The 22,964-nt window shown below is 41.2% G+C and carries 19 protein-coding genes; 16 read left to right on the top strand and 3 right to left on the bottom strand.

What is annotated here, in order from left to right; translation table 11 throughout:
• Positions 1-55 precede the first annotated feature (55 nt).
• The 9 genes from dprA (at position 56) to CAN34_RS09020 (ending at position 8,533) form a co-directional block, all read left to right on the top strand.
• Positions 56-1,321 carry a DNA-processing protein DprA gene (gene dprA, locus CAN34_RS08980; RefSeq protein ID WP_174668357.1) on the top strand — a complete coding sequence of 422 codons (1,266 nt, stop codon included), beginning with the start codon at positions 56-58 and terminating at the stop codon, positions 1,319-1,321.
• Positions 1,322-1,448: 127 nt separating this feature from the next.
• Positions 1,449-2,078 (top strand): L-threonylcarbamoyladenylate synthase, encoded by a 630-nt coding sequence (locus CAN34_RS08985; protein ID WP_089555359.1) that lies wholly within the window; start codon positions 1,449-1,451, stop codon positions 2,076-2,078.
• Between the two features lie 125 nt (positions 2,079-2,203).
• Positions 2,204-2,722 carry a GbsR/MarR family transcriptional regulator gene (locus tag CAN34_RS08990; protein ID WP_089555360.1) on the top strand — a complete coding sequence of 173 codons (519 nt, stop codon included), beginning with the start codon at positions 2,204-2,206 and terminating at the stop codon, positions 2,720-2,722.
• A 132-nt stretch (positions 2,723-2,854) separates the two neighbouring features.
• A complete protein-coding gene (locus CAN34_RS08995; RefSeq protein WP_089555361.1) occupies positions 2,855-3,802 on the top strand; it encodes a fatty acid desaturase in 948 nt (315 codons plus the stop codon).
• A gap of 133 nt (positions 3,803-3,935) precedes the next feature.
• Positions 3,936-4,433, top strand: a complete 498-nt coding sequence (locus CAN34_RS09000) for a hypothetical protein (RefSeq protein WP_089555362.1) — start codon at positions 3,936-3,938, stop codon at positions 4,431-4,433.
• A 34-nt stretch (positions 4,434-4,467) separates the two neighbouring features.
• Positions 4,468-5,457, top strand: coding sequence for an epimerase (locus tag CAN34_RS09005; protein WP_089555363.1), 990 nt, complete (start codon positions 4,468-4,470; stop codon positions 5,455-5,457).
• 82 nt (positions 5,458-5,539) lie between these two features.
• A complete protein-coding gene (locus CAN34_RS09010) occupies positions 5,540-6,001 on the top strand; it encodes a hypothetical protein (RefSeq protein ID WP_089555364.1) in 462 nt (153 codons plus the stop codon).
• Between the two features lie 226 nt (positions 6,002-6,227).
• Positions 6,228-7,184, top strand: coding sequence for a metallophosphoesterase (locus CAN34_RS09015; RefSeq protein ID WP_254423143.1), 957 nt, complete (start codon positions 6,228-6,230; stop codon positions 7,182-7,184).
• A 182-nt stretch (positions 7,185-7,366) separates the two neighbouring features.
• Positions 7,367-8,533 (top strand): metallophosphoesterase, encoded by a 1,167-nt coding sequence (locus tag CAN34_RS09020; RefSeq protein ID WP_089555366.1) that lies wholly within the window; start codon positions 7,367-7,369, stop codon positions 8,531-8,533.
• A 12-nt stretch (positions 8,534-8,545) separates the two neighbouring features.
• Here CAN34_RS09020 and CAN34_RS09025 read toward each other — a convergent pair whose 3' ends face one another.
• Positions 8,546-10,024 carry an alpha/beta hydrolase gene (locus tag CAN34_RS09025; RefSeq protein ID WP_089555367.1) on the bottom strand — a complete coding sequence of 493 codons (1,479 nt, stop codon included), beginning with the start codon at positions 10,022-10,024 and terminating at the stop codon, positions 8,546-8,548.
• 521 nt (positions 10,025-10,545) lie between these two features.
• Between CAN34_RS09025 and grpE the strand changes: the two genes are divergently transcribed.
• The 7 genes from grpE to CAN34_RS09060 all read left to right on the top strand — a co-directional run bounded on the left by grpE (position 10,546) and on the right by CAN34_RS09060 (position 18,177).
• Positions 10,546-11,160, top strand: a complete 615-nt coding sequence (gene grpE, locus CAN34_RS09030) for a nucleotide exchange factor GrpE (RefSeq protein WP_089555368.1) — start codon at positions 10,546-10,548, stop codon at positions 11,158-11,160.
• Positions 11,161-11,415: 255 nt separating this feature from the next.
• Entirely contained in the window at positions 11,416-13,359 is a 1,944-nt protein-coding gene (gene dnaK, locus CAN34_RS09035; RefSeq protein ID WP_089555369.1) for a molecular chaperone DnaK, read from the top strand.
• 316 nt (positions 13,360-13,675) lie between these two features.
• A complete protein-coding gene (locus CAN34_RS09040; protein ID WP_089555370.1) occupies positions 13,676-14,218 on the top strand; it encodes a porin family protein in 543 nt (180 codons plus the stop codon).
• A gap of 203 nt (positions 14,219-14,421) precedes the next feature.
• Positions 14,422-14,997 (top strand): porin family protein, encoded by a 576-nt coding sequence (locus CAN34_RS09045; protein ID WP_089555371.1) that lies wholly within the window; start codon positions 14,422-14,424, stop codon positions 14,995-14,997.
• A 257-nt stretch (positions 14,998-15,254) separates the two neighbouring features.
• Positions 15,255-15,752 carry an NfeD family protein gene (locus tag CAN34_RS09050; RefSeq protein ID WP_089555372.1) on the top strand — a complete coding sequence of 166 codons (498 nt, stop codon included), beginning with the start codon at positions 15,255-15,257 and terminating at the stop codon, positions 15,750-15,752.
• 15 nt (positions 15,753-15,767) lie between these two features.
• Positions 15,768-16,628, top strand: coding sequence for an SPFH domain-containing protein (locus CAN34_RS09055; RefSeq protein WP_079692948.1), 861 nt, complete (start codon positions 15,768-15,770; stop codon positions 16,626-16,628).
• A gap of 172 nt (positions 16,629-16,800) precedes the next feature.
• Positions 16,801-18,177, top strand: coding sequence for an esterase-like activity of phytase family protein (locus CAN34_RS09060; protein ID WP_089555373.1), 1,377 nt, complete (start codon positions 16,801-16,803; stop codon positions 18,175-18,177).
• A gap of 104 nt (positions 18,178-18,281) precedes the next feature.
• On the opposite strand, the gene hemN is transcribed toward CAN34_RS09060, so the two are convergent.
• Positions 18,282-19,826 carry an oxygen-independent coproporphyrinogen III oxidase gene (gene hemN, locus CAN34_RS09065; RefSeq protein WP_089555374.1) on the bottom strand — a complete coding sequence of 515 codons (1,545 nt, stop codon included), beginning with the start codon at positions 19,824-19,826 and terminating at the stop codon, positions 18,282-18,284.
• A gap of 327 nt (positions 19,827-20,153) precedes the next feature.
• Positions 20,154-22,658, bottom strand: coding sequence for a penicillin acylase family protein (locus CAN34_RS09070; protein ID WP_089555375.1), 2,505 nt, complete (start codon positions 22,656-22,658; stop codon positions 20,154-20,156).
• Positions 22,659-22,964: the final 306 nt, after the last annotated feature.

The following is a 22,964-nucleotide window of genomic DNA, read 5'->3' on the forward strand; positions in this document are numbered from 1 at the left end:
TATAAAGCTTACTTTTGAAAACAACCCTAAGTCCGCCTATACGAGCCAAGTGATTATGATGGCATCCTCCCTTTCTTTATCAGATCATCAGCGTGCAGTACTGGCGCTGTGGTCTGAGGTAAATGCGTCATTATCTGCTTATTATAAGCTTGTTACTTCTTTCGGTAATGCTGAGCTTGCTTGGCAAGCCAAAGTAGAAGCATGGCGGCAGTTGGGTATTCACCATACCCACCTAACGCGTCATGAACAGCCAGAGCAAACGCGTGCCAGTATCGATAAAATCCAACAAGCATTAATAGAGAGACGTTATGGTCTATTATTTGCCGATCAGCCTGAATATCCTGCGCAATTGCTAGCAATCTATGATCCACCGCCACTATTATTTTATCGTGGTGATAAGTCGCGTTTGAATCAAGCACAAATCGCTATCGTCGGTAGCCGAAAACCTACCGCACATGCGCAAAAAACTACCTTTGATATGGCACAATATTTAGCGCAGGCGGGTTATATCGTCACCAGTGGTTTGGCTATGGGCGTGGATAAACGCGCTCATCTTGGCGCATTGGCGCAGGTGGATTCTGAATTTCAAGGTCGTACTATTGGCGTCATGGGCACGGGTATCGATGTCAATTATCCCAACCATCATGATAAATTATTTTCTCAAATTATCGACCAAGGCGGCTGTATCATTAGTGAATTGTTGCCGCATACCCAGCCGCATAAACATACCTTTCCACGGCGCAACCGTTTGGTTGCTGGACTGAGCCTCGCGACTATTGTGACAGAAGCTACGATTCAAAGTGGCTCGCTGATTACTGCTAGATTGACCTCTGAGCAAGGCAAGCAAGTCTTTGCCATTCCTAGTCATATTGATAATAGTAATGCTGAGGGCTGTCATCATTTGATACGTGAAGGCGCAACCTTGATTTATCATCCTCAGCAAGTACTCGAAGATGTTAATAGTCAATTAGGCTATAACAATGATTCACGTGCATCAACACACCTACCTAAATCTGATAACGATGCATCGAATAACAATCAATCGCCTAGCAGTCAGCCTTCTAACTCTATAGATATAGACCGAAGCGTTGGCAAAGCTAAGGGTCAGCCATTAGCTTCTAATATCAAATCTCCTCCTAGTACTGTTGTCGTGCCTGAGCATTTAACGCTCGCTTATGAGCAGCTTGATTGGCATGGGCAAGATTTAGATGCGCTTATCGTAACTACTAAGCTTGCGCCACCGCAGCTGATTGGACAATTAATGGAGCTTGAGTTGCTGGGTGTTGTCAGTGTGCATGGCGGGCGTTATCTACGCGTTTAGTCTTATATTGCAATACTTTTAACTTTCTAAAAACATTCTATTGATTTCTAAATATCACTATCTTAGTCAGTCTTTCCACTGTGCTATGATTAGCGCCTACTTCTCTATCATCCTGAACGTTCAAGCTATGAGCCAATCCAAATCATTCATCACTGATTCTGTCATTCAAGCTGCTAAGTGGCTCAAAGAAGGACAGCTGCTCGCTTATCCAACCGAGAGCGTGTGGGGAATTGGCTGTGACGCTTATAATAAAAAAGCCGTTCAGCGTATTTTGGCCATCAAACAACGTCCACAAGCTAAAGGCATGATCGTTATTACTGATAGCATAGAGCGTTTAGCACCTTTATTAGACCCTTTAAATGAGGCGCAACTCAACCCTATTCTAAAAAGCTGGCAGATAGATAGTGAGTATATAGACCTACAATATCAGCAAGCTCATACGTGGCTACTACCTATCCCGCAGACGCTTGCTGTGACTATTCCGCCTTGGATCACAGGTCAGCACCAAACTGTAGCTGTTAGAGTTATTAGTCATCCTATTATCCGTCAGCTCTGCCAACAGCTGGTCAGTGCCCATAATCAATTTGGACTCTTGGTTTCCACAAGCTGCAACCCATCAGCTCAACCTCCAGCGATTAACTTTATTGAAGCATATGCTTATTTTGGTGAGCAAATCAGTTACTTACAAGCTGAGACATTAGGTTATACCTTACCCAGTCAAATATGTGACGCGACAACAGGCTTAATATTGCGTTAAAACACATTTAGCTATTAGACAATAAGTAATATTTTATAATTTCACTCTTGACAGAAATAAAAGAATAGCGCAACATGAATTATTAAGATAACCAAATTATTCAAGATAGTGAGTAGATAGTAATCATGAAACTAAATCCTGTGACCGAAAAATTTATTTTACATTGGGGCGAAATGGGCTCGCAGTGGGGTGTCAATCGCACCATGTCGCAGATTCACGCGCTGTTATTTATTATCGGTAAACCACTAAATGCTGAAGAAATAACCGAAACGCTTGGCGTTGCGCGCTCTAACGTTTCAAACAGTATTAAAGAACTACAGCACTGGGGGTTAGTACAAAAGATTTCGATATTGGGTGATCGTCGTGATCATTTTACCACCAATACCGATGTTTGGGAGTTGGCGCGCATCATTGTCGTTGAAAGGCAAAAGCGCGAACTGGAGCCAACGGTGCAGTTTTTACAAGAGTTGATGGACAGCCCTGAGTTTGAGCATGAGAATAGTGAAGTAAAAACTCGTATTCGTGAGACGCAAGAATTTGTTGAGACCGTGACTACTTGGTCTTCTGAGATGCTTAGATTGCCGACAAGCGCACTTAAAAAGATATTGAAATTGGGTGCTAGTATTAAAAAATTTTTACGTTAGTGGTGCGTTAATAGTGCCATAGCTTATTTAAAATAAAAAATTTAAATATTCGTTTCTGTTATGACAGAAATTTATGTAACAGATTGAAGTTTTATTAGCTCTTTTCATAGTAATAACAAATGGATGTGTCATATGAAAGCGAATAACACACAGGATAATAAAAGCATAGCGATTAAAAATGCGATCAACGTAGTGCAGTGGCAAGACTTGCGCCAGCTAACTCGCGGTCAAATTGCTTATAATATTATTTTGCCTTATCCATTTTTATTGCTGTCATGGTGGTTTGCCAGTCAATCTTGGTATGTACTAGCGTGCGGCGCTTCTTATTTATTCTTTGCCGCGGCTTTTCGCCAAGCTCATGATGGCTATCATCATAGCTTAGGGACGGGTAAACGCACGACTACTGGGATATTGCTGTTACTTAGCGTGCTCTTGATGACCAGTTTGCACAGCATTCGAGCCACTCACATGGCGCATCATCGTGACCCATTGGGCGACAGTGACATTGAGGGCAGTCTGGCAAAAGTATCGTGGTGGCGAGCGATGTTAGGTGGTGTCACTTACCGACTGGATATTTATCGCCAAGGACTGCGTCTAAGTAGTCGTCGTAATCAGCGTATCGCGTATTTAGAGTTTGGTTTGATTGCTTTGGTCGTCTTGGTTGCCCTCGTATTGACCGCCTTTACTATTCCTGCTCTTGCTATGTTAGCGCAAATATTGATGTATCACATACTGACCATGACATTGGCCAATGCCAGCGTCGGTATCATTGCCGTGTGGGGCGTACACCATGATTGTGATGAGACGATCGCTCGTACTGAGCGTAATCCATTGGTCAACTTGCTGACCTTCAACTTACTCTATCACGTAGAGCATCATCTTTTCCCTGCCGTGCCATCCAATCATTTACCGGCGCTCGCCAAGCGTTTAGATGCGGCAGCGCCACACCTGACCAAACAGCATGTATTGCCAACAATGGCTACTATCATGGAATTTCTTAATAATCGTTGGAATAAATTGAAAGATAAGTATCAAAATAATGATGATAGTGAATGTCCTATTCGCAAGCGTTTTGCCTGAAATTTCGCTAAATATCAACGAAAAATTTCGTACTATCAATTCTTTATTCATCAGTTCTTCATAGCAAATTCATCATCGCTACCAACGCACTATTTATACTCAATTAACGACGAATGTTAATAGGATAAATATAATGAAAGCGAATAATAATTTAGGTGCTTATCCTTACTTACCAGTGATTATTTTGTTTGCAGGGCTTGGTAGCATAGTTGGTGGATTAATTGCAGAGCTGGCTTTATTGTTTATCTTTCGAGAAGCAGATTTTGCCCAAATTGGTTATCAGCCATTAGTATACGTCGGTTTATTGGGTTTTATCCCTGCTTTATTAACGGGCGTTATCATCGCTAGTCAAAAGCTATGGCGCGGCGCTCATAAAAGTATAATCAAGACGTTCTTAGTTGGGTTTATAATCTCAGCAAGTTATATGGGTGCAATTGTCCTATATTTAGGCATCAACTCATGGGTAGAGGTTGGCGTGCTGTTGGCTTTTATGGCTGGTGTCGGGCTGTTTGGTGCTATCAACTCAGCTATCGCTGGCTGCATAGCTTTACCAAAAGCATGTAAAAGTGGTTTTGATATCAGCGCTAAAAAAGAAGACGATGGTTATGATAGTTTAAGTTTTACTAAATAATAAAGATGAAAATAACGCATACAGGGAGTAGGACATGAATATTTTAATCAGTGGTGGCTCAGGGTTTTTGGGTAGTGAGTTTAGTGACAAGATAATGGCACGTTACCGTGCACAAAATAAAGCGCTACATATTACTTGGCTGACGCGTGATAGCAGTCAAGTACACCCTAATGATATCAATATGATGACCTATGATGAGCTTGCAAGTTCTAATAAAAGCTTTGATGTGATTTTAAATCTAGCAGGTGCTGGGATTGCCGACTCGCGTTGGAGTGATACTCGTAAAGAGCAATTGCTTGCCAGCCGTATGAAACCTACTGAATCATTATTGTCATTCATTGCCCGCAGCAGTATTAAACCCAAACTGTTGGTCAGCGGTTCAGCGATTGGCTGGTATGGTGCACAAAGTGACAAGCCCCTTACCGAAAGCAGTAGTTTTGAAACCGATTTTGCTCATCAATTATGTGATAAATGGGAGCAATTAGCATTGACAGCAATCGAATATGGCGTGCCTGTGGCTATCGTGCGTACCGGTGTGGTTATCCATCCTGAAGGCGGTATGCTCGGCAAACTATTAACACCATTTAAAATGGGCGTCGGTGGACAGTTGGGTGATGGCAAGCAAATCATGAGTTGGATAAGCCGCGAGGATTGGGTAGGGGCAGCGATATTTATTATTGAGCAGCATCTTGCTGTCAAAAATGCTACTAATAATGCTGGGCAAAATAATAACTCCACCACACACGATAATACGCTAAAGACAGCAAATGATACGCCAGCCGTCGTTTATAATCTGACTGCGCCGAATCCAGTGACCAACCATACTTTTACTAAAACATTGGGGGCATGGTTACATCGTCCGACCTTTTTTACTTTACCTGAGTTTTTACTTAAGCTAATGTTTGGTGAGATGTCGACGCTATTGATTGATGGGCAAAAAGTATTGCCGCAAGCATTGCTAGATAATGGTTTTGAATTCCAGCAGCCGACACTTAAACAAGCGCTAGAAAATCAGAAGTCGTGAGTAATTAAGTGACTGTTTCATGTGAAACATAGTTATTAATTATATGGTTGTTGTTTCATGTGAAACCTAAATGGAGATGTGTATGAGTGACATTGAGGTCAGCACTACAGTCACTGCATCTAGCTATCCTAAATGGAAAGTGATAGCGCAATATCTATTATTAGGCGGGGTAGTAGGTAGTATTGGCATGCTTTTAATATTACTTATCACTATGATTTTCACTGAAAAAATAGGAGAAGTAGCAGAATATGGGCTTGAGGCGATTGTGCTCATCATGCTAGTTATTGTGGTCGGATTCTTTGCTGGGTTAATACCTTCTCTTATCGCTGCATTAATTATCACTAAACTTAAAATATATTTTGATTCAATACTAAAAATAATACCACTATTTATAATTGGTTTTTTTAGCGGCTTCGCTTGTGCTTGTTTTATGATTATCACCGAAGGCTTCTTGGGAGCATTAAGGGGTATGTCTGTGTATGGCTTTATTGGTGGTTTCAGCGCAGTGGTTACAGGCTGGTTAGTACTACCTAAACAAAAATAAAATTGAAGGATTTTCATTAATGAAGTTTTCGTGGAAAAAAAGACACGATATTCAGAACATCAAATTTTTAACGTAAGATAGCGTTATCTTTATCTGGTTAGATTTTACTATGTGGTTTTTTATTGTTTTTACGCAGTTGCTAGTTATTATGACCAGCATTATTCTTTGGTGGTTAATCAAGCCGAAATATCGCTTTGGGCGAATAAGCTTAGTGTTAAGTGTTTTCGTGCTTAATAATTTATGTCTTATGTATGGGCTCAGTGAATTTTGGCATGAGCGTTTCCATGTTTATCTGGTTGTTAGTATTTTGCAAGGTTTTATGTTTTATGCTGGCTGCATAACGGCTGTAATTGCAGTAGTTTATGCTCAGATTTTTAAACGAAAACCACGACCAATAATCATCCGTGCGTTTGCCGTTGTCGTTTATATCAGTATTGTGAGCTTGGCGGTATTTAATGCCTATTCGCCAGTCGTACATCGTCTGACGGTAACGACAGATAAAGTTTTAGATAAACCAATGGAAATTGCCTTGGTTTCTGATACGCATCTAGGGAGGTGGTTTGGTAATCGGCAGATAGATAAAATGGTTAAGCTAATAGATGCGCAACGTCCTGATGTGGTGGTCATCGCCGGTGATGTCATGAATGATTCTACTGATGCTTATGAAAAAACCAATATGCATGAGCATTTATCAAAATTAAGAGCGCCGCTTGGTGTCTATGCAACCTTAGGCAATCATGACTATTCTGGTAATGAGGTCGCTATTGCCAAAGCAATTGAGTGTGCAGGTATACAGGTCATTGATAATAAAAGTGTCTGGTTGGACGATTCAGTATTATTGGTCGGGCGTTCAGATGTGACAGACCCTGTACGCCCAGCTGCGGCAGATTTGTTAACTAAGGTTGAGAGCAAAAAACCTGTGATTTTTTTGGAGCACAGTCCTGATGCTTTAGAAGAAATACAGGGTTTACCTGTTGATTTGCATCTATCAGGACATACGCATGGTGGTCAGATATTTCCTTTAACCCTATTGTTAAAATGGTTCACGCCTCTAGTTTATGGTTATGAGCAGACAAATGATACGCAGTTTTTGGTGACCTCTGGTTATGGTATTGGGGCAGTGCCGTTTAGGCTGGGTACACGATCTGAGATATGGATGATTACGTTACAGTCTGCACCATAAGTTATTTTAGATAAGTAACGTAACACGCATACTAAAAGCCTCTACTATTATATAAATATAGTAGAGGCTTTCTATTCGTTGCTAATGGCTCTTTTATTTTCTTAACCTAATCTAAATTTCTTTAATACCATAGCGCTTTAGAACAAAAGCGCCTTAGAATAACAGTACTCAAGGATTGGCTTATGCGTTACGCCTTTATCATTACTATTATTGCGCTGCTACAACTTTTTAGTGTCGCCGCTGCGCTCAGTTTACAGTGGTGGCTACAGCCTTGGCTCACATCGCAACCAGCATCAGCAACTATTGCGGTGTGGATGGCAGTATTTGCTATTACCAATCTTCTATTACTGTTGAGCGTCACCAAATTATTAGCTAATAGCTATCGTTGGATTAGTGGTTGGATGTTAGTCATGCATTTTATGATGCTGACGGCTTTATCTACCAGTCTATTATATGGCGGCTATTGGCTCTTAAATAGCTTGTTCGGTATTACGCTTATTGATGGAGAAATGCTTACTATTGGATTACGCATTTTTGCGCTGTTATTTTTTATAGGGCTATTCGTTTACGCTTTATATAGTGCTTATATGCCAGTTGTGCGCGAGCTGTCTATTCAGATTAATAAACCGCTGACCAATCCACTACGTATCGCGGTAGCCAGTGATTTGCATTTAGGTCGCTTATTCGGTAATAAGGCTATTAAGCAGCTGCACACTATGGTTAATAAGCATCAAGCAGATATTTTATTGATGCCGGGCGATATTATGGATGATGATACGCAAGCTTTTAACACTTATCATATGGCAGAAAACTTAGCAAAACTTGTGAGCAGTTTGCCATACGGTATCTATGCGACCTTAGGTAATCACGATTTATATGGTCATGAGCAGCCGATTAGTGATTCTTTACGTGAGGCTGGCGTGCAGTTGCTAAATGATGAGGTAATATGCCTGACGCATAAAGGCGAGTCTATTTGGCTGATAGGGCGTTTTGATAATCATAAACGTCAGCGTGTTGCAACGACTGAGCTGCTAGCACAAGTCAATATAGCAGAGCCTGTCATACTCTTAGACCATCGGCCTAGCGATATTATCGAGCACAGTCAATTACCGGTTGATTTACAAGTCTCAGGGCATACTCATAATGGTCAAATATTTCCCGCTAACTTTATCGTAAGCGCCATCAATCGTTTGGGTTATGGTCATGAAGTTATTGGTAACGGCCACTTCGTTGTCTCCTCAGGCTACGGCTTTTGGGGCATACCATTTCGCTTAGGGTCACGCTCTGAGGTTTGGATAATTACCTTTACTGGCAACACTGCTAGTAAAAATACTGATGAAATTATATGAACGTATCAATAGCTAGGCAGTTAACAAAGCTTGTGTCCTTATCACTTCACGGACAAACCTCGCAAAACCGTTAATGATATGCTTAGTCTCTTGCTCAAGCGCTGCATGAACGCTCATAAAATGGATAAATCCGTGTGGTGCGCCAACCACAGTATAGGTCTGAACAGCCACCCCATAGTCTTTTAATTGGCTAGCATAAGCAAACGCTTCATCACGCAATACGTCTAATTCTGCAGCGACGATATAAGTAGGGCAAATTTGTCGATTATCACCTAGCATAGGTGAGGTAAGAACATGCTGACGCGGTAGCGGACTATTCTCTAAACAAGCAGCATCAAAAACCGCAACGTCAGCGTGGTCTAACAATAAACCCTCACCATATAATTCCCAGCTCGGATAATCAGTCTCAATATCAGTCACCGGATACAAAGGCATTTGCGCCATTGGATATGGTAAGCGCTGCAATATATCAAAGGTTTTTTGACCTTCAGCACCCAAATCACACCAAGCATCTTTGCTCGGACTGATGATTTGTTGCGCAATCATAGTCGATAGCCCGCCACCAGCACTATCACCAGCTAATACGATACGTGATGGCAAGGCGCCAAGTGACTGACAATGCTCAGCCAACCAAGCATAAGCAGCAATACAATCTCTTAATGCCGTAGGAGCGGGATGTTCAGGCGCTAAACGATAATCAACACTGACGACTGGCCAGCCAGTTTGCTCGCAAACGGCATGACAAAATTCATGGTGCGTATTGATATCACCGATACAAAACCCACCACCATGAAAGAACAATAAAACCGTCTCATCAGGATTGTGTTGTTGTGCTTTTTTAAAGCCAAAGCCAGTAGCATTAGCTCGTTTTTGATAGCAACGAAGCGTCATATCACCGTCGTCAGCATTGGCAATCGTTTTGTCTTGCCAACGGATAGAACTCTCACCTTTTTTAGCAAACGGCTTAATATTGCTAAAGAGGTTGTCACTGGCTTGCTGCCATACCTTTGGTGCTTGCATCGCTACCGCATCTGTGGCAAATCGTTTACGTAGTTCGGTCATTTCTACAAGGTGTAAAGGCGTTTTAAGCTTGCCATTGATTGCAAGAATTAAGCGTAGATGGGCATCGACGTGCATGTATTGCTTAGAATTAGGACCATTCAAATAATCGACTAAACTTTCTAATACAGGCGTTGGCAAGCAGCCTATGCCTTTTATGGCATAATGCAACAGATGCGGTTGGTAGTTTGTCATTAAGTGATGACCTAGCATCTTATCCTTGATAGATAGATACTTATCATCGGTAGCTTGCAATTCAATACTTTCTATTCTAGCGCTTTCTACTTTAATATTCTCTGGCTCATTACTATCAACTTGTTGATGACAGTTTGTTTTTCCCGCACTTTTTTCTTGACCTAAAGACGTTAGGTTCAGTGTCTTCACCGCTTTATTAAGTAAGGTGTTGACTGACAATACTGTTGAATTAGACATAACACCTCTTATAAATCATTACCAGCATCCACTGTCATAACATTGCTATTTTTAGTTATGCTATGAGTCAGCGTTTACTTGTGTTTAATTAATTATATTTACAGTCATAATAAGACAATCAAAAATTAAGTTGAGCACTCTTTGGTAATAGTTTGGGTACAAAGCGTAAATGATTTGGAATAAATGACGGCTTTTTGTACCTTTTGTTAGCAAAAAAGTATTTTAATTAACAATAAAGACAAACACGGTATATGGCACTTTTTTTGCACTTTAGCGAGTATTTGTCTCTATCTGCCTAGCATTTGTCAGTATTAAGAAAAATTCCTCGTATTAGGCTTGAAATTTGGCCTTGCAACCTTTATCAATCAGCTATTGAAAGATATCTATAAAAACAATGAGTGATAAAGGTTAATCAAGTAATATAAGCCTATAAGCTATTGATAAACACACTAGGGATAGCAATTAGCCAATTTTTTGTTTTATAAAGTCCATCATTATTATATCAATATTAGGGAGCTATCATGAGCGAGCAAAACACCAACCACGAATCGATTGACCAAAATATCTCACACGACAATGTTTCACACGATAACGTTGTACACGAAGAGAGTATCTTAGAAGAAACCTTGAAAGAATTTGATCCACAGAATAACTCAGGTGAAGAGAGTGTCATCGAAAACGACATTAATCTTGATACTTTTAAAGCCCGTATCGCTGAGCTAGAAGGTGAAGTTAAACAAGCTAAAGAAAGTACCGCCCGTGCCAATGCTGAAACTTATAATGCGCAAAAGCGTATTGAACAAGAGGCAGATAAGAGTAAGCGTTTTGCGCTACAGAAATTTGCCAAAGAGCTATTAGAAGTGGTCGATAATTTAGAGCGCGCGATTGAAAGCGCTCATGCAGACGATCCAGTGACTGAAGGCGTAAGACTGACGCATAAAGCATTGCTTGATGTACTGAATAAAAATGGCGTCGAAATGGTTGACCCACAAGGCGAGAAGTTCAACGCTGATTTTCATGAAGCCGTCGGTATCGACCCAGAAGCTGAAGCAGATATGGTTGGTACGGTCTTACAAAAAGGCTATAGCTTGAATGGTCGTCTATTGCGCCCAGCTATGGTGCGTGTCGGACAGTAATTTTAAGACAATCGCATTGCTACGTCAGTCTTAAATACTATAGATAATAAATAATCAGTTTTTAACGGTACTAAACCTTGTTATTAGTAAGGCTTTTGACAAAAAATCACATAAAAGGGGGTTTCATACCGTGAATGACTTGAAAAAATGCATAAGTAAACCGATATAAAGCAACAAGTGATCGAATAGGTTTATATAACCTAAGGTCTGGATGTATAAATATTTAATTTAAAAACAAATTAGGAGTAATTAATTATGGGTAAAGTCATTGGTATTGATTTAGGTACAACCAACTCATGTGTTGCAGTGATGGAAGGTGATAAAGTTAAAATCATCGAAAATGCTGAAGGTACTCGTACCACACCATCGATTGTCGCTTATAAAGATGATGAGATCCTTGTCGGTCAGTCAGCGAAGCGTCAAGCGGTAACCAACCCAAACAACACGTTATTTGCCATCAAGCGTTTGATTGGTCGTCGTTTTGATGACAAAGTCGTACAAAAAGATATCGGCATGGTACCTTACAAAATCGCCAAAGCTGATAACGGTGATGCATGGGTAGAGATCAACGGCAAAAAACTGGCACCACCACAGGTTTCTGCTGAAATCTTGAAAAAAATGAAAAAAACAGCCGAAGACTATCTTGGTGAAGCGGTTACTGAAGCAGTTGTTACCGTACCTGCTTACTTTAATGATTCACAACGTCAAGCAACTAAAGACGCGGGTAAAATCGCTGGTCTTGATGTAAAACGTATTATTAACGAACCAACTGCCGCCGCTCTTGCTTATGGTATGGATAAAAAGAAAGGCGATACTACAGTTGCTGTTTATGACTTAGGTGGTGGTACTTTTGACGTATCAATCATCGAAATCGCTGACGTCGATGGCGAGCAGCAGTTTGAAGTACTAGCGACCAATGGTGATACTTTCCTTGGTGGTGAAGACTTTGACTCAGCGTTAATTGATTTCTTAGTAAGCGAGTTCAAAAAAGACCAAGACGTCAACCTAAAAGGTGATTCTCTTGCGATGCAGCGTCTAAAAGAAGCGGCAGAAAAAGCGAAAATTGAGCTATCAAGTGCCCAAAGCACTGAAGTGAACTTGCCATATATTACTGCTGATAGCAGTGGTCCTAAGCATTTGGTGGTTACTATCAGCCGCTCGAAACTTGAGAGCCTAACGGAAGAATTAGTACAACGTACGATGGGTCCTTGTAAAATTGCCCTTGAAGATGCGGGCCTAAAAATCGGCGATATTGATGATGTCATCTTAGTTGGTGGTCAGACTCGTATGCCATTGGTACAGCAAAAAGTACAAGAGTTCTTCGGGCAAGAGCCACGTAAAGACGTGAACCCTGATGAAGCAGTAGCAGCGGGTGCGGCTATTCAAGGTGCGGTATTGTCTGGTGAAAAAACTGACGTATTGCTACTTGATGTGACACCATTGACGCTTGGTATCGAAACCATGGGTGGTATCTTGACGCCAATCATTGAGAAAAACACCATGATTCCGACTAAGAAATCACAGGTATTCTCAACGGCTGAAGATAACCAGCCAGCGGTTAGCATTCAGGTTTATCAAGGCGAGCGTAAAATTGCCAACCAAAATAAACAGCTTGGTCGTTTTGATTTAACGGACATTCCACCAGCACCACGTGGTTTGCCACAAATCGAAGTCAGCTTTGACATCAACGCTGACGGTATCATGAATATCTCAGCGACTGATAAAGGTACTGGTAAAGCACAAAGTATCCAAATTAAAGCGGATTCTGGTTTGTCGGACGAAGAAGTTGAACAAATGATTCGTGATGCTGAAGCCAATGCTGCTGAAGACGAGAAATTCGCCAATTTAGCGCAAGTACGTAACGAAGCAGATGGTCGTATCCATGCGGTACAAAAAGCGCTAAAAGATGCCGCAGATAAAGTATCTGACGATGAAAAATCATCAGTAGAAACGGCTATCTCTGAGCTTGAAGCAGCTGCGAAAGAAGATGATCATGAAGACATCAAAGCCAAGCTTGAAGCATTAGACAATGCTTTCTTGCCAGTTAGCCAGAAGATTTATGCTGATGCAGGCGCTGGTGCTGAAGGTATGGATCCAAACCAGTTCCAACAAGGTGCGGATAATGCTGGCGAGAGCAACCAAGCAGACGACGATGTGGTCGATGCTGAGTTCACTGAAGTAGACGAAGATAAAAAATAATACTATTAATAAATAGTTAAGCTAAAAAACGCATCCTTCGGGGTGCGTTTTTTTATTTTGCATGATAGTTTTTACTTAATACGTAGGGATTATTACCCAAACTAAGTGGTTGTAACAAAAGATTTCATATCTCAGTCTTTGTAACTCTAGTACTGATAAATACTTGCAAAACTTAACTTTCCTACCATTAAACACAGACAGAGTTTTTGACACGGTTTGTTACTATGTATACATCGTTAGCAGACAAGGCGATATGGCTAAAAGGCCAGTATAAATAAATAACTTGTTTGTCCAAATTGATTTTAAGGAGCTACAAATGAAAACTCTACAAAAAACTCTAATTGCACTAGCCGCTGGTTCTTTACTAACAGTAGGTGCACAAGCAGCTACTTCTTATGGTAATGGCTATACTGGTCAACCATACGTCGGTGCGAAAGTTGGTCAGTTCGATCTAGATCGTTCTGGTACTGATGATCCAACTGCTTACGGTATATATGGTGGTTACAACTTTGATCCTAACTTTGGTATTGAAGCTGAATACGTAGGTTCAGATGATGCTGACTATAGCAGTTTAGGTCAAAACGGTGAAGTAGATGCCAAAACATATGGTGCTTATGGTACATACCGCTATCAGTTCCCAAATACTGGCCTATACGCCAAAGGTAAATTAGGTGTTGCTAAAACTGAGGTAGAAGGAACAGGTACTTTGACACAAAACTTCTCAGACAGTGACACTAGCTTAGCTGGTGGTGTAGGTCTTGGTTATTCAGTAAACCCTGATTTCAGTGTTGAAGCTGAATATGACATGCTAGGTAGTGATACCAGTCTTATGACGGTTGGTGCACAGCTAAAATTCTAATCCTTTGATTAGTCATTTCTTAAATAAAAAACGATCACTTAAGGTGGTCGTTTTTTCTGTAATACTTTTAATACACAACAAATGTTTTTTAGTAACAACAATATTGGTACTATAGCGCCGTCATCTATAGACGAGATGGTTTTTCGGTGAAATATAGTCTATACGAAAGTTTAGTACCAACTAAAATAAATTTGGGGAATCCAATGAAAATGTTACAAACAACAGTATTAGCGTTAGCAACTGCGTCTTTATTAAGTGTCAGTGCTCAAGCAGCAGTTAACTACGCAGGACAACCATATATCGGTGCAAAGGTTGGTCAGTATAGTCCTGATGTTGATGATGTTGATGACGCAACTTCATACGGTATCTATGGTGGTTATAAAATGGCCAATAACTTTGGTGTAGAAGCCGAGTTCTTAGGTACTGGTGATACAGATTCTGATGAAGATGATATAAATAAAGAAGAATATTCTGCTAAAACATATGGCTTATATGGTACTTATGATTATATTTTTCCTACTACCAACTTGTATGCTAAAGGTCGCCTAGGTATCGCTAAAAATGAAATCACAGTGAAAGATACCTTTAAATTGACTGGCACTAGTGACGAAACTGAAATTTCAGGTACTGGCATAGCGGGCGGACTTGGACTAGGCTATAACATCACACCTATGGCCTCTATAGAGGCGATGTACAATATTTATCCTAGTGTTGAAGCTGAAGATAATGATGATATAGACGTAAGTGGTATCACCTTAGGTGCACATTTCAAATTCTGATGTGAATTTATATTTTTAACTTTGATGTTTTTAAAGTTGAATTAGTTGAATAAATAAAACGATCGCTTCGGCGGTCGTTTTTTTGTTTTTTTACATTAAATATATTTTTAGAACAAATATTGTTGTTATGGATATTTTAAACGTGGGTTTAGAGGATATTAATTTCAATTGTATCGAATGAAGGGTTTTTAAAATCTTCTCAAGGAAGTAAATGTGCTACATTGAAAGTTAGTATGATAAAGATAGGGAGTGTGGCAATGATGGAGACGCTTTGGATGATTGAACCTTGGCACTGGTTGGTATTGGGTTTTGTGCTGCTGATTGTCGAGATGTTTGTTCCGACGTTTGCTAGCCTTTGGTTTGGTGCTGCCGCCATCATCGTTGCTGCGATTGCATGGTTATTACCTATTTCTATCTCCGTTCAAATTATTATTTGGTTGGTACTTTCCGCTATATTTCTGTTGGCATGGTTCAAGTTTGTAAAACCTTTGTCTGTTGATCGCACCGAAGCAGGACTGGGTGGTAGTGTCATCGTTGGTGAAATCGGTATGATTATCGTGCAGCCACAACCAAATAGAGCAGGTATGGTACGCTTTAGTGTCCCTATTGTTGGGGCGGCTGAATGGATGTGCCGTACTAGAGATGAGCAGGTGGCAGTCGGTGATAGAGTTGTGGTGACGGATATCGTCGGTAACGAGCTGATCGTGAGCAGTATGAAGGCTTGGGCAGCAACGAACAAAAATACGCAAGTATAATAATAGGGATGAGTTATGGAAAGCTTTAGTATTGTAATGATAGTTTTGGTCGCACTGGTCGTATTTACAGTGTTTAAGGGTGTGCGCATCGTCCCGCAAGGTTACAAGTGGGTGGTGCAGCGATTGGGTAAATATAGCCAAACACTAGAGCCTGGCTTAAATCTTATTATTCCTTATGTTGATGATGTCGCTTATAAAGTTACGACCAAAGACATCGTGCTTGATATTCCATCACAAGAAGTGATCACGCGAGATAACGTGGTTATTATTGCTAACGCCGTTGCCTATATTAGTATTGTGCGTCCTGACAAAGCGGTCTACGGTATCGAAGATTATGAATATGGTATCCGTAACCTGGTACAAACGTCTTTACGTTCGATTATTGGTGAGATGGATCTTGATAGTGCATTATCTAGTCGTGATGAAATCAAAATGAAGCTCAAGCATGCCATCTCAGAAGATATTGCTGATTGGGGTATCACGCTAAAAACAGTAGAAATTCAAGATATTAACCCTTCGCAGACTATGCAAGCGTCAATGGAAGAGCAAGCGGCAGCCGAGCGCCTACGTCGTGCGACAGTGACCCGTGCTGATGGTCAAAAGCAAGCGGCTATCCTAGAAGCAGACGGTCGTTTAGAGGCCTCACGCCGTGACGCTGAAGCGCAGGTGGTACTGGCAAAAGGTTCAGAAGAATCGATTCGTCTAATCACTGCTGCAATGGGCACGGAAGAGATGCCGATAGTTTACTTACTTGGTGAGCAGTATATTAAAGCGATTCGTAAGCTGGCTGAGTCTGATAACTCAAAAATGGTGGTATTACCAGCTGACATTCTAAGTACAGTAAAAGGCATGGTCGGTGATAAGCTTAAAGTCTAAATCACTGTACTTGAACCACATCCTATAGAGTTAACCCTTCAAAATAGTCAGTAAGCGTGCAACGCGCTGGCTATTTTTTTGACTTTGATTTGCCAAGGCTACCTTTAATGGATTTTTTAGCGTGTGATGTCACTTTTTTAATAATAAGAATACTGATACAAGGAAAATAACAATGACCAAACAACATCTGAATACTGAAATAATCTCAATAGAGGATTTCTCGCAAGGCAGCCCATTACCCTATAGTGTGCTTGATGCGACGCACATCAATGCCGCCTATCCTGAGCAAAAATTAGAGATTCGAGGTGGTGGCTATGGCTCAGACGCGGCGGCACATCCAACCAATGCTAACCAATTTTATGTGCTTACCGATCGAGGTCCCAATGCCGACTTTGATGGTATTGCCGGTAAAGGTAAGCAGTTTTTAGTGCCCGATTATACGCCTTCTATTGGGCTGTTTGAGTTGCAAGCTGACGGCAAAATTATTAAGATAAAAGAGATAGTGCTAAAAGATAGCAATGGCAAGTCTATCTCTGGGTTACCGAACCTAAAAGCCTTTGGCGGTACCAATGAAGTACCATATGATATAAATGGTCAGCCGATGACGGTCAATCCAAACCTGCCTTTTGATGCCATAATCAATCCGATTAAAAGCGATATCAATGGTTTAGATCCTGAAGGACTTGCTGTCCTCAAAGATGGTAGTTTTTGGATCAGTGATGAATATGGTCCGCATCTCGTTCACTATGATGCGGATGGGGTGGAAATTGAACGTATCAATGCATTTGCCAGTGATGAACGTAATAACGTAGTTGTGAATGGTCAGCGAGTTTTATTACCGGCAGAATTTACCAAGCGCCGCGCCAATCGCGGGATGGAGGCGTTAACCATCACTCCAAATCAGACCACACTGGTGGGTATCATGGAGTCATCGATGGACAATCCCGATAAGTCGGGGCGCGGCTCTAGCTTGACACGCATTATTACTATTAACTTAATCTCAGGACAAATAGCGCAGTATTTATATCGTCTTGATAATGCCGCATATGTGGCATCAGGAATAGTTGCTATAAATGAGCATGAATTTTATCTGATCGAGCATGACCGGAAATTTCCGCTACAAGATGAGGCGGCGAAAAAACTTATTTATAAAATGGATATCTCGCAAGCAACAGATATTGAAGCTGTGCTAAATGGCGAAAGTATCAAACAAGATGAGACTCTTGGCTTAACGATTGATGGACAACCACTTGAGCAAATAATTGCAGAAAACGAAGCAAACTGGCAAACGCTAGAAGAGGTGGCTATCAAGCCTGTCAAAAAAACCTTGGTAGTCGATGTCCTAGCTACTTTAGATTATCCGCACGATAAGCTTGAAGGTTTATGGCTACGTCAAGATGGTTCATTAGGTTTACTCAATGATGACGATTTTGCCATGACAGATTCAGAGATAATCAATGTAAAAAGTACCGTTGAACAGAAGTATCTCGATAAAGAAAAAACGATAGAAGATGCCAATCGATTATATCTCGTGATGCCTACCGAGTAGATATAGATAGTTTTTATTAGATCAAAGCATTTATCGTAAGCCAAAAAAAGACCTCGTTTGAGGTCTTTTTTATTGCTGCTAGTCTTAGTTTAGCGAACGGTCATTTAAATGACTTTTGAAAAGCGGTTTTTATGTTTCTTTTCAAGGTATTCATCGAATACCATGGCAACGTTGCGACCGAGTAGGCGACCTTTTGGCAATACTCTAATACCGGCAGCATCCATGTCAATCAAACGATCGTCTTGCATCTGACCTAATTGTTGGATTTCATCAATAAAATAAGTAATGGCATCGATACCGAATTTTTGATTGACGTCTCTAAAGTCGATATAGTCGTGACATAACAAATTCATAATCACATATTCACGTAAGCGATCTTTGATAGAGGTTTTAATCACGTTTACCGCTGGCATCACTGCAGGATTATCGCGCGCCGCATCGATGTTTTCTTTATAAACCTCCAAATCGGTATGATTTTGTAGGATATAGCTGCTATTGGCATTGGCAATTTGACTGATTGAAGAGACGCCAAAGCCTAATAAATCACAATCACCCATGATGGTGTAACCTTGAAAATTACGATGTAATTTACCTTCGCGCTGGGCGATAGCAAGCTCATCATCAGGCTTGGCAAAATGGTCAATACCAATATACTGATAACCTGCTTCGGTTAGGGTATTGATGGTATTACCAAGCATCGTAAGCTTGGCGGCTGGAGTAGGCAAGTCCGCCTCTTTGATTTGTCGTTGAGACTTAAAGCGTTCCGGCAAATGAGCATAATTAAATACCGACAAGCGATCGGGCGTCATCTCGATAATACGGCTTACGGTTTTATCTAAAGTCGTTGGCGTTTGATGCGGTAAGCCATAAATCAAATCGACATTGATAGAATGAAACCCTAGCGCGCGCGCTTCTTTTAACACATTTTCAATTAATTCTGCTGAATGTACCCGATTGACCGCAATTTGTACGGTTTCATCTAAATCTTGTACGCCCAAACTCACACGGTTAAAACCAAGGTTACGTAGAACTTGTAGCGTCTCGCCGCTCAGCTCACGTGGGTCAATTTCGATAGAATAATCGCCTTGGTCTTCCGGCAAAAACTCAAACTGGGTCTGCAAGAATTCCCAAAGTTGTATTAGTTCATTGTCTTGTAGAAATGTGGGCGTCCCACCACCGAAATGTAGCTGTTTAACCAGTGGTTTTTTACCGTTTTCTGGTGTGCTTAATAAGCTGCGTTTGTGCTTAATTTCAGCAATCAGATATTCTAGATAATCGCCAGCATCGCTGTTCTTTTTGGTGATGATTTTATTACAAGCACAGTAATAGCAAAGGTGACGGCAAAATGGAATATGGAAATACAGTGATAATGGCGCATGGGCTTCGCGCTCTTGCAGGATTTTTGTCTCAAGCCCTTCTGGCATCGGTGAAAATTCTAAAGCGGTCGGGTAGGAGGTATAGCGTGGCCCTGAACGATTATATTTATTAATGATGTCTTGATCGAATGCCGGCAGATGCTTACTGGTAATGCTGCCACGAGTGCTGGCATACGGATTGTCCAGCTGCATGACAGGACGTACCGTGGTGGGCTGCTCGCTCGCATTGATGGAGGGTTGAGATGCGCTATTGATATCGAATTGTTCTGACATGCAAGATTCCTCGTTTGACTGTATAAATCGTCGTTTTTACGTGATTGGTAAACGGCTTTTTTAAGTCGGGTAATAGCTTTGCTGGTCGCTATTTTGATATAGGTTATTTGGCTCACTGCGAATGACAATAATGCATAAGTCAGCTGAGCTATTTAGCATAAATTTCAAAGCTAAGCAGGTAATGACTAGTATAACAAATCATTAACTATAGTGGCATGGACAGCGAGTTTTTGTATATACCCATAAAGTTGTATTATTATAGGGTACAAAAAAAGACCTCAGGATTACCCTAAAGTCTTTTATATCAATATCAAAAATTACGCTAATTTATTCTCTGAGTTGAATCTTATTACCAACGGCTTGCTTGGAGATTTCACCAGCGCTAAAGGGCAGACGAATCCATTCTTTCGCAGAATAACGGCGCGTTTGGTCACGGTGATAAGGCCGTGTTTTATCGGCTGACTGTGAGTACGCTAGTAGCGCTTCTACCACAGGTCCTTTGTCATCAAACGTGACCGTCTGCATGTAGGTTGGACCATTGATAATTGGACCGTAAGTACCATCAACGTTTACAGTAGTTGTAGTTTTAACGCCGTTTCTATCGATAATTCTATTCCGAGATTGTGCAACATTGAAGACCCCTTCGCGACCTAATCCACCATGCATAGAGATTTTCTCATTATTTCTGCCAGCATCGATGACGTATTGCAGATCAGATAATGAGGCATCAAGCGCTATGTTTTTATCTTGAAAGAACCTGATGGAATCGCCTAGAGCGGTACGCGTACTCTCATTGATAAGCAAACCACTAGGGGTATTAACAGGATCGTTTACATTAAACTTAACACTAAAGGCATCATCAGTAGTTTCAGTAAAATCAACATTACTCCAAAACTCTCTAAAAACATGAGCACCTTGGCTATCCAAGTTGTTACGACGATCCCAGTTGCTTAAAACTGTGCAGGCTGCTGTAGCATCAACAGTGCCTCCTGTAGAAATAGGCATCATTGGCTTATCTTTACAATCAGCTAGTACATCGTCAAGTACCAATTCGGCAACATAACTGCGGTTGCCATAAACGACCTCTTGCATATTCTCTAGGTTAAAGGTATTACCGCCTAAATTATCTTTATTGCTTAATCGATCCGCTATCTGAGTAAGTCCCATCCGCGAACGCATCAGTAACGGTACACCATCTACTGGATTAGCACCTAGGAAAGGCAGTAAGCGACGGCGTAGCAAGGGTGAAAATTCAGTTAGTGGCTGTTGAGGATTGCTAAGCCAATAGCTGTCATTTGAGTTGGCGACATAGTCATTACGAATCAAGAAGGGTAAATTTGTCCGTCCAAAGATACCCGCTTGTGGTGAATCGGTATCACTGCCCCATTCACAGTCTGCTGTACTGCCATTAAGTGCTGGTAAATCTGCTGCAATCAAGCCGCCAAGGACTGGACCGGCATTGGCACTACAAGCTTCTAATTTTTGCTTGGTTACATGTGGAACGGTTGAGATATCGGCATACAGTGCCTTACCGTAACGGTCAGTAGCGATGGTATTGACGAAGCCCAGACCGACTATATCTTGCATTCTATCTACTAAATCTTCAACACTGGTAGCTTTATTCATACTACGCCATTGATTCAATGCACGAGGATTCTCAGAGGCTGCATCACGAATCGTAAAAGCTAGATTATAAGTGCCCCAAGCTGGCAGGGCACCACTAACCTTATCGACTGCTAGCATAGGTCCATATTGTGATAAATATATGGGTCGAACCAGCGTTTGATCGTTTGGTAGTTTAATAGTAATAGGAACCGCTTCGATATCACGCTGCTCAAACACACCAGCGCTATTTTTATAGTTATACTTCATCGGATTGCCATTCACCAGACTGAGCTGATAAAGGGTAAAGCGCTTGGCAGTAGAAACGGTATGACTCCAAGCAACGTCTTTGTTAAAGCCAATGTTAATGAAGGGTTGGCCTTGTTGAGCGGCACCCATGACATCAAGCTCGCCTGGCAGAGTTAAGTGAAACTCATAAAAGCGCTGTACGCCTTCCCATGGTTCATGCGGATTGCCATACATGACACCACTACTAGTACCGGTTACTTCACTACCGAATGCATACGCGTTACTACCGCCATCCATCGCGTTGATAGTGCTCATATCAAATGCAGGTGCTGATTCTACAACGGGATCTGAAGCCTCAACACTACGCATTCTAGAGCTACCCATTACGCCGTTTGCTGCAGGCGGCGCTGCAGCAACGATTGGACCGACAAAGTTAGATAAGCCACCACGCAAATTGGCTTTGCCATAAACTATCAATAAATCATCAATGGTGATCTCACGTACCCACTTAGCGTTAGCACAAGCAGGGTCAATATTGGCAACCCCTTTATCACGCAGATAACGACTATAACCGGCGGCATAGCCTGTTACGGCATCAATCACTTCAGGGTCTTGCGCCGCTAAAAATTCAGCTCGCCTAGCTGGAGAGTTATACCAAGTGTAGAAAACGTCGCTTGCCATATTACCTTCAGTACCTAGATATAGCATACTCTCACCGCTGGCCACCACTAGCTCACGGGCGAGTGAGCAGATATTATCTTCGGCAAAAGCATAACCGACGCCATAACCCAGCCCTTTGTAATCTTTAGCGGTGATATGCGGGATACCAAACTCAGTGCGCTGGATATCTGCCGCATACGTGTTGTCATCTATATTGCTACTAAAACTGTCATTATCCGAACAACCAGACAATCCCAATGAGACTGCCGCCGTCAATAGCGTAAGTGTGTACACACGCCGATTAAGCATTTTGATGCTCATAAGCTTACCCATCCATGGTTAATTACTATGTTATAAAGCGATAGCAAAAAAATTGCTACCCAGCTTTAAATGATCAATAAATTCCTTTTATTGTGCATGCTTTTTTGATTGCTCATACTTGCTAGTCATTAAGTTTTTCAATTATTTTTACTGTCCTAGCTAGCAGTAAAAGTGAGAAGGTTTAAATAAAAACTGTAAACATTTGATGAATCAGAAGAATCAAAAAGCATTCATCCATCATATAACAATTACAAACATCTATGTTAGTGAATATATTAGCTTATTAATCAATCATTTTTTCTTTAA

Origin of the sequence: Psychrobacter sp. DAB_AL32B, from assembly GCF_002224105.1 — a bacterium.
Lineage (GTDB): Bacteria > Pseudomonadota > Gammaproteobacteria > Pseudomonadales > Moraxellaceae > Psychrobacter.

Coding starts and splice junctions, on each gene's coding strand:
- dprA (WP_174668357.1), top strand. CDS start 56: ATGATGGCATCCTCCCTTTCTTTATCAGATCATCAGCGTGCAGTACTG.
- CAN34_RS08985 (WP_089555359.1), top strand. CDS start 1,449: ATGAGCCAATCCAAATCATTCATCACTGATTCTGTCATTCAAGCTGCT.
- CAN34_RS08990 (WP_089555360.1), top strand. CDS start 2,204: ATGAAACTAAATCCTGTGACCGAAAAATTTATTTTACATTGGGGCGAA.
- CAN34_RS08995 (WP_089555361.1), top strand. CDS start 2,855: ATGAAAGCGAATAACACACAGGATAATAAAAGCATAGCGATTAAAAAT.
- CAN34_RS09000 (WP_089555362.1), top strand. CDS start 3,936: ATGAAAGCGAATAATAATTTAGGTGCTTATCCTTACTTACCAGTGATT.
- CAN34_RS09005 (WP_089555363.1), top strand. CDS start 4,468: ATGAATATTTTAATCAGTGGTGGCTCAGGGTTTTTGGGTAGTGAGTTT.
- CAN34_RS09010 (WP_089555364.1), top strand. CDS start 5,540: ATGAGTGACATTGAGGTCAGCACTACAGTCACTGCATCTAGCTATCCT.
- CAN34_RS09020 (WP_089555366.1), top strand. CDS start 7,367: ATGCGTTACGCCTTTATCATTACTATTATTGCGCTGCTACAACTTTTT.
- CAN34_RS09025 (WP_089555367.1), bottom strand. CDS start 10,024: ATGTCTAATTCAACAGTATTGTCAGTCAACACCTTACTTAATAAAGCG.
- grpE (WP_089555368.1), top strand. CDS start 10,546: ATGAGCGAGCAAAACACCAACCACGAATCGATTGACCAAAATATCTCA.
- dnaK (WP_089555369.1), top strand. CDS start 11,416: ATGGGTAAAGTCATTGGTATTGATTTAGGTACAACCAACTCATGTGTT.
- CAN34_RS09040 (WP_089555370.1), top strand. CDS start 13,676: ATGAAAACTCTACAAAAAACTCTAATTGCACTAGCCGCTGGTTCTTTA.
- CAN34_RS09045 (WP_089555371.1), top strand. CDS start 14,422: ATGAAAATGTTACAAACAACAGTATTAGCGTTAGCAACTGCGTCTTTA.
- CAN34_RS09050 (WP_089555372.1), top strand. CDS start 15,255: ATGATGGAGACGCTTTGGATGATTGAACCTTGGCACTGGTTGGTATTG.
- CAN34_RS09055 (WP_079692948.1), top strand. CDS start 15,768: ATGGAAAGCTTTAGTATTGTAATGATAGTTTTGGTCGCACTGGTCGTA.
- CAN34_RS09060 (WP_089555373.1), top strand. CDS start 16,801: ATGACCAAACAACATCTGAATACTGAAATAATCTCAATAGAGGATTTC.
- hemN (WP_089555374.1), bottom strand. CDS start 19,826: ATGTCAGAACAATTCGATATCAATAGCGCATCTCAACCCTCCATCAAT.
- CAN34_RS09070 (WP_089555375.1), bottom strand. CDS start 22,658: ATGAGCATCAAAATGCTTAATCGGCGTGTGTACACACTTACGCTATTG.